We start from the raw sequence: 12,313 nt of genomic DNA, 5'->3' as shown, positions 1-12,313 counted from the left end.
AAGGGAGGGGGCCAGATGATTTTTGGAAAAATCCGTCAGAAGCTGAACAGTAAGCGTTCGTCGGAAGTGACTCCCTGGCAGCGCGCAACTGCTGAATCGGAAAAGCAAAATAAGACGCAGTTAAAGCAGAAAATCACCATAAACGGCCGCATGCATCGTTTTCTGGAAGAGAAAAAAGAAAAGTTCAAATCAAGAAAACACCTTCCCGAAACCACAAAAACAGACAAGCGGCCAGGGTATCTTGGATGGTACAGCATTTTCTTGGTTGGGGCCATCGGCAGCAGTTTTCTGATTTCTCCTTACGGTAAAGTCAAGGACATCTATGTGGAAGGGGCCGAAGATGTTCCGGAACAAAGTATCATCGATGCCAGCCACATTACGGGGAAGCTGACCGCCTTGGGTGTCGTCTGGAATGACGAAAAAATCGATGCTTACATCACTAATACTTTGCCCGTGATCAAAACAGCGGAAGTGACGTTGCGCGGCATGAACGATGTCACGATCCATGTTACGGAACACGAAACCATTGCCTACGTTTATTCGGGCGGCAGCTACTATAATGTTCTGGAGAATGGCACTGTGGCGGACACGGAATTAAAGGTTCCGATCGGGAATAACCCAATCATAACAAGCTTTGAAATGAACCAGAATCTGGAGGACCTGCTCGAACAATATACGCAATTGACGGACAGTGTCCAGAACAGCATCTCTGAAATCAAATATACCGGAACGGAAGAAAATCCATATGCAATCACGGTATATATGAATGACGGCAATGAAGTGAAGGCGATCTTGCCATCTTTTGCCGAGAAGATCTTATACTACCCTGACATCGTGAGCCAATTAGGCGAGGCGAAAGGGACCATCGATCTTGAAGTGGGTGTCTACTTTACGCCCTTTGCGCAAACGACGGAAGAGGAAGCGGCGGCTTCGGCAGATTCCGCCACTCCAATCGAATGAGCTGAAAGAGATTAGGATTGACTTGCAGTCAATCCTTGAACAATGATCGATATCATTGTTGAGGGATTGAAGAACTTTTGTCAGACTTCCTTCTGATAGAATTATTTGTAAAAATCTTCGTAAATGAAGAATTATTATGATAAAATGATAAGGTATAGCTTTCTGGCATCACGTATCAGTAACCGATAATTTTTTTCGGAACAATGCGGATGTTTACACAAGCCATTATGTCAAACGGAGGTTTCAATAAAACCATGAAGAATTCAGGAATATACGTCAGTCTAGATATTGGAACCACTTCAATAAAAGTTGTAGTCGCAGAATATGTGAAAGATCAAATGAACATTATTGGAGTCGGTAATGAAATTTCCAAAGGTCTCAGCCGTGGCGTCATCGTTGATATCGATGAAACGGTCGAATCGATCCGCAGTGCAGTCAGTCAAGCTGAAAGAAAAGCGAATATTCAGATATCAAACGTCATCGTAGGCATACCAAGCAATCAAATCAGCATCGAACCTTGCCATGGGATGTATGCAGTCGCAAGCGAAAACAAGGAAATCACTGACAAGGACGTCCAGAACGTTTTTGCTGCGGCAAAAGTCCGTTCCGTTCCGCCAGAAAGAGAAATCATTTCCGTCATCCCGGAAGAGTTCATCGTAGATGGGTTCGATGGCATCAGAGACCCAAGAGGCATGATCGGCGTACGTCTTGAATTGTACGCAAGCATGATCACTGGTCCGAAAACAATCATCCATAACATCAAACGTTGTGTAGAAAAAGCAGGTCTTCAAATCGAAGATATGGTTGTACAACCATTGGCCATTTCAAGCGTAGCCATGAATAAGGGCGAGCGGGATTTCGGGACCATCCTTATCGACATGGGTGGCGGCCAAACAAGCGCCTCTGTCATGCACGACGATCAATTGAAATTTTCATTTGTTGATCCTGAGGGCGGCGATCTTGTTACCAAAGACATTTCCATCATCTTGAACACGACCTTGGAAAACGCGGAGCGCGCAAAACGTGAATATGGCTATGCCATTTCCGAAGATACCTCCGATGAGGAATTTTTCCCTGTCGAAACGATTGGTAAAGAAGAACCAGTAAAAGTGGATGAGAAATATCTGTCCGAAATCATCGAAGCGCGTCTTGCGCAGATTTTCGAAAACATCAAACGTGCCTTGGATAAAGTTGAAGCTCGCGACCTCCCTGGCGGTATCGTTCTGACTGGAGGCGCAGCGGCATTGCCGGGCGTCGTCGATTTGGCAAAAGAAATCTTCGAAATCAATGTCAAATTGTACATTCCGGAGCAGATGGGGATGCGCAACCCCATCTATGCAACGAGCATCGGCCTAATTAAGTATGTGGCGGGTCTGGATGACATTTACCGTGTTGCCAAAGGAAAAGTGCAGGTGACAGGTAAAGTGATCCCTTTGCAATCCAAAACTGCGAAACAACCGACAGTCATCGAAGAACCTGTCTATGAAAATGAGACATATGCCGATGAGGATCATTACGAAGAAAGCTTAGTCGGGAAATTAAAACGTTGGTTCAATAATCTATTTGAATAATCACGCTGAACATAAAAAGAATGTTATGAAATAGGAGGAAATGAAATGGAATTGGAATTCGATTCAAGCATGAGTGATGGAGCAAAAATTAAAGTTATCGGTGTCGGTGGGGCAGGTAGCAACGCCGTTAACCGTATGATCGAAGAAGGCGTTAAAGGTGTTGAATTCATCGTGGCCAATACGGACACACAAGCCTTGAATGCATCAAGTGCGGAGACAAGAATTCAACTCGGGCCTAAATTGACGAAAGGATTGGGCGCAGGCTCAGTTCCTGAAGTCGGCCGCAAAGCTGCAGAAGAGAGTGAACAACAAATCTCTGAAGCCTTGGCTGGTGCAGATATGATCTTTGTCACATGCGGAATGGGCGGCGGTACCGGTACTGGTGCAGCCCCTATCGTAGCCAGAATCGCTAAAGATCTTGGCGCATTGACTGTCGGTGTGGTGACGCGTCCGTTCACTTTTGAAGGACCTAAAAGAGGACGTTATGCTGCAGAGGGTATCGCTGATTTAAAAGCAAACGTTGATACATTGGTCATCATCTCAAATAACCGTCTGTTGGAAATCGTCGACAAAAAGACGCCTATGCTGGAAGCCTTCCGTGAAGCCGATAATGTATTGCGTCAAGGCGTTCAAGGGATCTCAGACTTGATCACTGCTCCAGGATATGTCAACTTGGACTTTGCTGATGTGAAGACCGTCATGAAAGATCAAGGTTCTGCTTTGATGGGTATCGGTATCGCTTCAGGTGAAAACCGTACGGCAGAAGCAACCAAAAAAGCTATCTCTTCCCCATTGTTGGAAGTTTCCATCGATGGCGCCGAGCAGATTTTGTTGAACATCACGGGTGGTTCAGACTTGACGTTGTTCGAAGCACAAGATGCAAGTGATATCGTAGCACAAGCTTCATCATCCGAAGTGAACATCATCTTCGGTACTTCCATCAATGAAAACTTGGGCGACGAAGTTATCGTTACAGTAATCGCTACAGGGATCGACGACAAAAAAAAAGATGAAAAAAAAACCGCTAATCGCGGCGGTAGTGCTTTCAAGGGACGTAAAGAAGTAGGGAACGCACCTGCTGCATACCCGGAGAAACAAGTTCCGACTGAAAGAGCAGAAGAAAAACCAGCCAAAGACCTATTCGGCGACTGGGATATCCGCAGAGACACAAACGTAAGGGAACAGGCGCCCCAATCGGTTCAACCTGAGCCAGAAGAATATCCTGTCAAACAAACAGAAAATAATTATCCACGTTATCACGAAAATAAAGAAGATAAAAACGGTGGAGAGGATTCATTGGATACACCACCTTTCTTCCGCAAGAGACGCAGATAAGAATGAATATTGAGCAAAATTGCCGGAAAGTGGAGTCAACTGTGGAAGCAGCCTGCTTGAAAGCCGGACGCAAACGCGAAGATGTGACGGTGGTCGCCGTCACGAAGACGAAACCTGTGGAGCAAGTGGAAGAATTGTACCGATTGGGCTACCGCCACTTTGCAGAAAATCGCCTCGAAGGTCTGCTCGAAAAGCAAGAAGCTCTTCCGCAAGAAGATATCAGCTGGCATTACATCGGTACTTTACAGACAAGGAAAGTGAAGCAGGTGATCAATCGCATCGCCTACTTCCACGCACTGGATCGTCCGTCATTGGCAAAGGAAATCAATGAGCGGGCGGAAAAACCTGTTTCTTGCTTCGTGCAGGTCAATGTTACAGGTGAAAGTTCGAAGCATGGGCTTTCCGCATCCGAGGCAGTGCCTTTCATCCAGAGTCTGGAAAGTTTTCCGAACATCATCGTTGTCGGATTGATGACGATGGCACCCATTGATGCGACAGACGTGGAGTTGCGTCAATGCTTTAAAGATCTGAAAATAATGCAAGAGCAAGTAGCGGCGTTGAACTTGGCTTATGCCCCATGCACGGAGACGAGCATGGGCATGAGCCAAGATTATCCGGTAGCGATTGCCGAAGGTGCGACCTTCGTACGCGTCGGCTCGGCGTTCTTTGCTGAAACAGAAGCATAGACGAAGAAGAAGCGAGGGGTCTTATGGGTCTGAAAGATTTATTCCGAAAGTACTTTGTCATTGAAGACGAGGAAGACGGATTTGAGGAAGTCGAGGAACCATCGACAGTCGTTCCAGTCCGCAGGTCCGAGCGCAATGAAGAAGGTGCTCCATCTCAACGGAGCACCCAAAAAAGATCGACGAAAGCAAAGGTAATTCCTATGAACCAACAAGCAATGACCGAAAAAGCCAGCATCCATGTCGTGGAGCCGAGAGTCTATTCCGAGGTGGAGAAGATTGCCGATAATCTGCTGAAGAACCAAGCAGTCCTCCTTAATTTCAAAAGGATAGATGCGGAACAAGCAAAACGGATCGTGGATTTTCTGACCGGAACGGTATATGCGATTGGGGGAGAAATCCAACGCGTTGGCGATGAAATCTTTTTATGCACCCCCGCTTCAGTCGGAGTCGAAGGCGCACTGGACGAAACACTGGAGGAAGAGCGTTCGTTCTACTAGAAAGGAAACAAAATGACACAAATATTGATTTGGCTTTTACAGATTATCCGTTGGGGCATATCGGCCTATTCAACCGTCCTGCTGGTATACGCATTGATGAGTTGGTTGCCGGGAGCCAGAAGTTCCAAATTCGGCTATTTTATCTCCAGCATTGTGGAGCCTTACCTGGATATATTCAGAAGATTGATCCCATCTGTAGGCATGATGAGCTTCAGTGTAGTGGCGGGCATCTTGTTCCTGAATTTGGTGGAGTATGGAGCGCAGGTCGTTATCCTGTTCCTGATCAGAATGCTGAATTGACGGACATTTTTTCATCAAACGAAAAAGTGAGGGATACGTATGCAAGAAGTTTATCAACATTTTCGCAAGGAAGAGCAACCATTCATTGACAGTGCCCAATCTTGGATTACGCAAGCGGAGGAAACCTATTCACCGTATTTGACGGATTTCTTGGATCCGAGACAGCAGTACATCCTTGAGATGATGGTCGGGAAAAAAGGTGAAATCCATGTCCAATTCTATGGGGGCTACGAAGCGGCTGAACGCAAGCGGGCAATCATTTGCCCTGAGTATTTCAGTCCGACGCAAAGCGATTTTGAAATGGAGCTTACTGAAGTTGTGTACCCATCGAAATTTGCCAGTCTGACCCATGGGAAAATACTCGGGACGCTGATCGGAACCGGCATGAAAAGGGAACTTTTCGGCGATATCCTGTCTGATGGCACACGCTGGCAGTTTCTGTTGGCGTCGAATATAGCAAGCTATGTGCATTCGCAGGTCACTAAGATAGGCAAGGTCAGTGTCCGCCTGGAAAACCGGACCTACACGGATCTGATCACTCCTATCGATGATTGGACGATTGTGCATGACACGGTCAGCTCGCTGCGGTTGGATACAGTGATCGCAGCCATCTACAACATATCGAGACAACGTGCAAAAGAATTGGTGAGCAGCGGAAAAGTGAAATTGAACTGGGCCGCATTTGAACGTCCCGATTTCGAATTAGGGCTGTTGGATATCGTGTCCATCCGCGGTTATGGCCGGATTCAGATAAAGGCTATAGAAGGAAAGTCCAAGAAAGACAAATGGCGCGTCGAATTCGGCGTATTGTACAAATAAGAATGACAAGAACGAAAGGTGTGTATAAGATGAGCTTGACTCCATTAGATATTCAACACAAGGAATTCCCTGTCAAAATAAAAGGGTACGATAAAGAACAAGTCAATGACTTTTTGGATACTGTCACAAAAGAATTTGAAGAAGTCATCAAACAAAATAAAGATCTGCAAAAGCAACTGAAATTTGCCGAAGAAAAACTTCAGTATTTCAGCAACTTGCAGGATGCTTTGAACAAGTCTATCGTAGTGGCGCAGGATGCTGCCGACAGACTGAAAGAAAATTCGCGCAAAGAAGCCGAGATTATTTTGTTCGAAGCCGAAAAGAGTGCGGATCGCTTGTTGCATGAAGCAGCTGGAAAAGCGACAAAAATCAATGAAGAAACTGACGGAGTCCGCAAGGAAAGCCGCAACTTCAAACAGAAACTGCAACTTTTGGTTGAGTCGCAATTGAACCTCATCATGAATGATGAATGGAACAACTTGTTGAATGCTTCACCGGAAGGGCAAGTTTCAACCCCTACCTTGAATGAAGTATTATCCAATCGCACACGCATCATCGACGAATTGGTCGCCAATTCGGAAGATGCTGCCGAATTCGAAATCGGCGGAAGATTGGCCGAAGAAGCCAGAGCTGAAGAGAAACTTGAGGAAGCTGCAGTAGAGGCTATTGAAATTCCAGAAGAAAACAAGTAAAATCTATGTATTGAAGAATGGAACACCCGAAAAAAAGAAACTTCCAGCGAATTGGCAAATGGTGAAAGGCCAATAAGTCCCTCTATTTTAAGGATCCTCCATGAGAATCTTTTTGAACAAACACAAGTAAAAAAGGTCGCCTGAACAGCGTTAACGGTTTGAATGAGGAAGCATGACAGCCTGTTCCGGCCGTTGTCGCTTTAAATTTGGGTGGTACCACGAAGACTTCGTCCCTTTTGGAGACGGGTCTTTTTTTGTAGAAAAAATTAATGATAAGGGAGCTTCCGACAATGAAAATGAAAGAAACGCTGCACCTGGGGAAAACGTCTTTCCCTATGAAAGCCAACCTGCCTGTCCGTGAACTGGAATGGCAAAAGGATTGGGAAGAAAAAGATATTTATGCAAAACGACAAGAAAAAAATGCGCATAAACCGACATTTGTCCTTCACGATGGCCCGCCATATGCCAACGGTGCTGTCCACATGGGCCACGCCTTGAACAAAATCAGCAAGGACATCATCGTCCGCTCAAAATCCATGTCCGGCTTCCGCTCGCCATTTGTCCCGGGTTGGGATACGCATGGTCTGCCGATTGAACAAGCCTTAACGAATACAGGCGTGAACCGCAAAGCGATGAGCTTGGCCGATTTCCGTAAATTGTGTGAAGATTATGCTTGGAATCAAATCGACGGGCAACGAACCGTCTTCAAACGTTTGGGTATCGCAGGCGACTGGGAAAATCCATACGTGACTTTGTTGCCGAAATATGAAGAAGCCGAAATCCGTGTGTTCGGAAAAATGGCTGAAAAAGGCTACATCTATAAAGGCCTGAAGCCGATCTACTGGTCGCCTTCAAGCGAGTCTTCGCTGGCGGAAGCCGAAATCGAGTACAAAGATGTGAAGTCTGCTTCCATCTATGTGGCTTTCCAGGTCAAAGACGGCAAAGGCTTGTTGGATAACGATACTGCATTCGTCATCTGGACAACTACGCCGTGGACTTTACCGGCAAATTTAGGCATCTCCGCTAATGCTGATTTCGAATATGTGGTTGTTTCCGCTGACGGAAGAAAATTTGTGGTCGCAAAAGAATTGCTGGGCACAGTCAAGGAAGCCATCGGATGGGAATCGGTGGAAATCCTGAAGGAACTGAAAGGCTCGGAGTTGGAGTACATGACAGTCCAGCATCCGTTCTATGATCGCGAATCATTGATCATGGTAGGGGAGCACGTAACGCTTGAAGCAGGTACCGGGTTGGTCCATACCGCTCCAGGACACGGTGAGGATGACTACATTGTCAGCAAAAAATATGGTCTGGAAGTATTATCACCGGTCGACAACAAAGGTTGCTATACGGCTGAAGCGCCAGGTTTCGAAGGCGTGTTCTACGACAAAGCCAATAAGCTGATCACCGAATTGTTGGCTGAAAAAGGCGCATTGCTGAAACTGGACTTCTTCGTCCACAGCTATCCGCATGACTGGCGCACAAAGAAACCAGTCATCTACCGCGCAACGCCACAATGGTTCGCATCCATCGACAAATTCCGTCAGGACATCCTTGACGAAATCGAAAATGTTGAGTGGCTGCATCCATCCGGCAAAGTCCGCTTGTTCAACATGATCCGCGATCGTGGGGATTGGGTCATTTCCCGTCAACGCGTTTGGGGCGTTCCGTTGCCAATCTTCTATGCGGAAAATGGAGAACCTGTCATCACGCCGGAAACAATCGACCACGCTGCGACATTGATCGGTGAATTCGGATCGAACGTCTGGTTCGAAAGAGAAGCGAAAGACTTGCTTCCTGAAGGGTTCACGCACCCAGGCAGCCCGAACGGCACATTTACGAAGGAAATGGACATCATGGACGTTTGGTTCGATTCCGGCTCCTCACATGAAGCTGTGCTACGCGCAAGGGAAGATTTGACATTCCCTGCTGATATGTACTTGGAAGGCTCCGATCAATACCGTGGTTGGTTCAATTCAAGCATTACGACTAGCGTTGCGATCAACGGAGTAGCACCTTACAAAACAGTCCTTTCCCAAGGTTTTGTTTTGGATGGGGAAGGCCGCAAAATGAGCAAATCATTGGGTAATACTGTCCTGCCGGAAAAAGTCGTCAAAAATATGGGCGCAGACATCGTCCGTCTCTGGGTATCCAGTGTCGACTACGAATCCGATGTCAGAATCAGCGACGAAATCCTGAAACAGGTTTCCGAAACGTACCGCAAAATCCGCAACACCATGCGTTTCCTGATCGGAAATACGGAAGATTTCCAACCAAAAGAACATTCAGTGGCTTATGCTGATCTGCGCAGTGTCGATCAATACATGATGGCGCGCTTAGATCAAGTAGTTGAAACATGTGTGACAGCCTACAAAGAATATGAGTTCTCGACCATCTACCAAACGATCATGAACTTCTGTACAGTTGATTTATCGGCATTCTATCTTGATTTTGCGAAAGATGTCGTTTATATCGAAAAAGAGGATAATCTAGAAAGACGCGCCATGCAGACCGTATTTTACGAAGTATTGGTTAAGTTGGCAAAACTTTTGACGCCGATCATCCCGCACACAACCGAAGAAATTTGGAGTTTCCTGAAGGAAGAGGAACAATATGCCCAACTGGCTGAATTGCCGGAAAGCAGCGTCCGTGAAGACCAAGCAGCGATTTTAGGCCAATGGGAGAAATTCATGGATATCCGCGATGCTGCATTGAAAGCATTGGAAGTAGCGCGTAATGAAAAGACGATCGGAAAATCTTTTGAAGCGCATCTGACCTTGTTTGTTGATGAAGATACAAAAGCATTGTTCGCGTCTCTTGATGCGAACCTGGAACAATTATTCATCGTTTCACAGCTTGACATCAAAGAATTGGCAGCTGCTCCAGCTGAAGCGATGCCGTTCGATAATCTTGCCATTCTTGTGGAGCATGCACAGGGGGAAACCTGCGAAAGATGCCGTGCCATCAAAGAAGAGGTCGGAACAATCGAGGATGCAACATCCTTATGCGAACGCTGTGCAGATATTGTGAGATCTGAATTTCCAGAAGCGCTCGTGCAGGAAGAAGCATAAACTACCTCAGCTTGAAAAAAAAACATTGAAATTATGCAAACAATAAGTAAAGAGCACGCAAGCGGACGTCATTTGACGTCATTCTTGTGTGCTTCTGTTGATTTTAGGCCGAAGGAGCAGCTTTTGTCCACGGTTGATTCATTTTCCAAAGAAAGCGCATAACTTTCTCTTGAAATCGCGTAAGATATTCGTTATAATTATATTAGTAACTTGTACTAATATGATAGTAAATATTTGTATTAGCATTTTACCAATGAAAATTTTGGAGGTATTACACGATTATGGAACAAGGCAAAGTAAAATGGTTTAATGGCGAAAAAGGTTTTGGTTTTATCGAAGTTGACGGAAAAGACGATGTATTCGTGCATTTCTCAGCTATCCAAGGCGAAGGTTTCAAATCTTTAGAAGAAGGCCAAGATGTTGAATTCGAAATCGTTGATGGCAACCGTGGTCCTCAAGCAGCTAACGTTGTAAAATTATAATCGTATTCTTTTTAACATTAGCGAATTCAAAGCGTATCGGGTGTTTTATTACTCCCGGTGCGCTTTTCACATGCAAAAAAAAGCGTTGTTTCGACAATCCTTTTCAGGATCGCAAAACAACGCTTTTATCAGATAACAGACATCAGTCTGCGTATGCTCGCTAGGGAGAGGTTACTTTCTTCTCGTGCTTCTCATAACGAAGGATACGATGAAAATCAGGATGACTGCTCCGACTAATGCAGGAACGATGTAGAATCCTCCGATTTCAGGACCCCATGCTCCAAATAAAGTTGTTCCTAACCATGAACCGATGAAACCAGCAATGATATTTCCGATAATGCCGCCTGGAATATCTTTACCCATGAACGATCCTGCTAAAGCGCCTAGGATACCACCAACAATTAAAGACCAAATTAAGCCCATTTTTTTTCCTCCTCTTTCTAATTACAAGTGCGGTAACAATATAGTTATTTCCAATTAACTATACTCTTATTATATATAAAATGAGTCACATTACAAATAATATGCCCTCGAGATGAGAGGGTTTCTGAAAATAGAAGGAATAGTTTGTTAAATTTGATTTCGAAAAAGGGGAAGTTCCACCATACGAGGTTGCATTAAGGAGAAAATCAAAGGCCGCCTCAATTTTCGAGACAGCCCTGTAATATTAGTTGATTTGTTGTTCCTGTTGGTGGATATTCAACAGTTTGACTTTGAGATCGTTCTCCATCAGCGATAGTTCCTTTTCGGCTTCTCTGCGTTTGATTCGGCCTTCTTGCTGGATCTTCAGCGTCTCTTCCAAGGTTTCGATCAAATCCTGCTGTGTCTGTTTGAGCGTTTCGATATCGATCACACCCCGTTCATTTTCTTTAGCGGTTTCGATGGCTGATATTTTCAACATTTCGGAGTTCTTGCGCATCAGATCATTCGTGGTCTGAGATACCTGCCTTTGAGCCGTTACTGCATCTTTTTGGCGCAGAAGGGTAAGGGCGATGGCCACTTGGTTTTTCCATAAGGGAATGGCAGTGTGGATTGAGGACTGGATTTTTTCCGCCAATGCCTGGTTTGTATTTTGGATCAAACGGATCTGTGGCGCTTGTTGGATCGTCATCTGTCTGGTCAAGCGCAAGTCATGGGTCCGTTTTTCGAGACGGTCAAGGAATTGTTTCAAATCGTTGACGATCTGCACATCCATTTGACTTTGAGAAACCTCCGCAGTCTGGATCGCTTTCGGGATCGCTTTTTTCTGGAGGTCCTCCATTTTCACTTCACCGGCCGCGATGTAGATGTTTAGGGCCTCAAAATAATCTTTGTTTTTTTGGTAAAGCTGTTCCAGCGTAACGTTGTCGTTCAGCAGGCCATTCTTTTCTTTATCCAGTTTGATTGCGATTTTGTCGATTTGGGCGCCTATCTTCTGGTATTTTGCCGTCATTTCATAGGCGGACTGCTTTACCTTGCCGAAGATTTTGCGGAAGACATTGTTGTCCTCGGCCCGCAGGTCTTCCGGTTTGGCTTCGTTGAGCCTGTACATCAGGTCGTTCAAGGAATCGCCGATTTCACCAGTGTCCTGGTTCTGCACATGGTCCAGCATCGAATGCGAGAATTCCCCCAATTGCTTTTGAGCCGCAGCGCCATAGCTGATTATGGCTTGCATATTGTTCTCATCGATTTGGCCGGCTAATGCCATCGCTTGTTTTTGTCTTTCTTCCGGCAACCGGTCGATCAGCCGGTCCGGGTTGATCACCTCGGCCGCAACCGTAGTTTTGTCGGCAACCGCTATTGGTTGCGCAAATGGATCTGAAAAAGGATTGGCCAGCAAATCGTCCAATTCTTGATTGACATCCTTGCTGTCTGTTTGTTTGTTTAGTCCGGTAGCATCAAATTGGTCCATCAGTATTCC

12 protein-coding genes are annotated in these 12,313 nt (G+C 45.6%); 10 read left to right on the top strand and 2 right to left on the bottom strand.

The genetic code is table 11. The features are described 5' to 3' along the window. The first annotated feature begins 15 nt into the window (after positions 1-15). The 10 genes from C7R56_RS07495 (at position 16) to cspD (ending at position 10,413) form a co-directional block, all read left to right on the top strand. Positions 16-960: a cell division protein FtsQ/DivIB gene (locus tag C7R56_RS07495; RefSeq protein WP_159072193.1), complete on the top strand. Its 945-nt coding sequence runs from the start codon at positions 16-18 to the stop codon at positions 958-960. 254 nt (positions 961-1,214) lie between these two features. Further along, on the top strand, positions 1,215-2,531 hold the full coding sequence (gene ftsA / locus C7R56_RS07490) for a cell division protein FtsA (RefSeq protein WP_107995928.1): 1,317 nt from the start codon (positions 1,215-1,217) through the stop codon (positions 2,529-2,531). Between the two features lie 45 nt (positions 2,532-2,576). Beyond that, positions 2,577-3,866: a cell division protein FtsZ gene (gene ftsZ, locus C7R56_RS07485; RefSeq protein WP_107995927.1), complete on the top strand. Its 1,290-nt coding sequence runs from the start codon at positions 2,577-2,579 to the stop codon at positions 3,864-3,866. A gap of 2 nt (positions 3,867-3,868) precedes the next feature. Further along, positions 3,869-4,552, top strand: a complete 684-nt coding sequence (locus C7R56_RS07480; RefSeq protein ID WP_107995926.1) for a YggS family pyridoxal phosphate-dependent enzyme — start codon at positions 3,869-3,871, stop codon at positions 4,550-4,552. Positions 4,553-4,575: 23 nt separating this feature from the next. Then, the gene (locus C7R56_RS07475; protein WP_107995925.1) at positions 4,576-5,049 is read left to right on the top strand and encodes a cell division protein SepF; all 474 of its coding nucleotides are present in this window, start codon (positions 4,576-4,578) and stop codon (positions 5,047-5,049) included. Between the two features lie 12 nt (positions 5,050-5,061). Continuing rightward, a complete protein-coding gene (locus C7R56_RS07470) occupies positions 5,062-5,349 on the top strand; it encodes a YggT family protein (RefSeq protein WP_086985419.1) in 288 nt (95 codons plus the stop codon). Between the two features lie 39 nt (positions 5,350-5,388). Next, positions 5,389-6,168 (top strand): YlmH family RNA-binding protein, encoded by a 780-nt coding sequence (locus tag C7R56_RS07465; protein ID WP_107995924.1) that lies wholly within the window; start codon positions 5,389-5,391, stop codon positions 6,166-6,168. A gap of 29 nt (positions 6,169-6,197) precedes the next feature. Beyond that, positions 6,198-6,860 carry a DivIVA domain-containing protein gene (locus C7R56_RS07460; RefSeq protein WP_107995923.1) on the top strand — a complete coding sequence of 221 codons (663 nt, stop codon included), beginning with the start codon at positions 6,198-6,200 and terminating at the stop codon, positions 6,858-6,860. A gap of 290 nt (positions 6,861-7,150) precedes the next feature. After that, positions 7,151-9,931 carry an isoleucine--tRNA ligase gene (gene ileS / locus C7R56_RS07455; protein WP_107995922.1) on the top strand — a complete coding sequence of 927 codons (2,781 nt, stop codon included), beginning with the start codon at positions 7,151-7,153 and terminating at the stop codon, positions 9,929-9,931. Positions 9,932-10,212: 281 nt separating this feature from the next. Then, a complete protein-coding gene (gene cspD, locus C7R56_RS07450; protein ID WP_107995921.1) occupies positions 10,213-10,413 on the top strand; it encodes a cold-shock protein CspD in 201 nt (66 codons plus the stop codon). Positions 10,414-10,584: 171 nt separating this feature from the next. Here cspD and C7R56_RS07445 read toward each other — a convergent pair whose 3' ends face one another. Together C7R56_RS07445 and C7R56_RS07440 are read right to left on the bottom strand one after the other, a co-directional pair. Beyond that, positions 10,585-10,836 (bottom strand): GlsB/YeaQ/YmgE family stress response membrane protein, encoded by a 252-nt coding sequence (locus C7R56_RS07445; RefSeq protein ID WP_107995920.1) that lies wholly within the window; start codon positions 10,834-10,836, stop codon positions 10,585-10,587. Between the two features lie 244 nt (positions 10,837-11,080). Next, positions 11,081-12,304, bottom strand: coding sequence for a toxic anion resistance protein (locus C7R56_RS07440; RefSeq protein WP_107995919.1), 1,224 nt, complete (start codon positions 12,302-12,304; stop codon positions 11,081-11,083). Positions 12,305-12,313: the final 9 nt, after the last annotated feature.

Origin of the sequence: Trichococcus paludicola, assembly GCF_003052295.1 — a bacterium.
Taxonomy (GTDB): domain Bacteria; phylum Bacillota; class Bacilli; order Lactobacillales; family Aerococcaceae; genus Trichococcus; species Trichococcus paludicola.
Note: the sequence above shows the minus strand (reverse complement) of the source record. Positions and strands in the feature narration are given on the sequence as shown.

Coding starts and splice junctions, on each gene's coding strand:
- C7R56_RS07480 (WP_107995926.1), top strand. CDS start 3,869: ATGAATATTGAGCAAAATTGCCGGAAAGTGGAGTCAACTGTGGAAGCA.
- C7R56_RS07460 (WP_107995923.1), top strand. CDS start 6,198: ATGAGCTTGACTCCATTAGATATTCAACACAAGGAATTCCCTGTCAAA.
- C7R56_RS07465 (WP_107995924.1), top strand. CDS start 5,389: ATGCAAGAAGTTTATCAACATTTTCGCAAGGAAGAGCAACCATTCATT.
- C7R56_RS07495 (WP_159072193.1), top strand. CDS start 16: ATGATTTTTGGAAAAATCCGTCAGAAGCTGAACAGTAAGCGTTCGTCG.
- cspD (WP_107995921.1), top strand. CDS start 10,213: ATGGAACAAGGCAAAGTAAAATGGTTTAATGGCGAAAAAGGTTTTGGT.
- C7R56_RS07440 (WP_107995919.1), bottom strand. CDS start 12,304: ATGGACCAATTTGATGCTACCGGACTAAACAAACAAACAGACAGCAAG.
- ftsZ (WP_107995927.1), top strand. CDS start 2,577: ATGGAATTGGAATTCGATTCAAGCATGAGTGATGGAGCAAAAATTAAA.
- C7R56_RS07470 (WP_086985419.1), top strand. CDS start 5,062: ATGACACAAATATTGATTTGGCTTTTACAGATTATCCGTTGGGGCATA.
- ileS (WP_107995922.1), top strand. CDS start 7,151: ATGAAAATGAAAGAAACGCTGCACCTGGGGAAAACGTCTTTCCCTATG.
- C7R56_RS07445 (WP_107995920.1), bottom strand. CDS start 10,836: ATGGGCTTAATTTGGTCTTTAATTGTTGGTGGTATCCTAGGCGCTTTA.
- C7R56_RS07475 (WP_107995925.1), top strand. CDS start 4,576: ATGGGTCTGAAAGATTTATTCCGAAAGTACTTTGTCATTGAAGACGAG.
- ftsA (WP_107995928.1), top strand. CDS start 1,215: ATGAAGAATTCAGGAATATACGTCAGTCTAGATATTGGAACCACTTCA.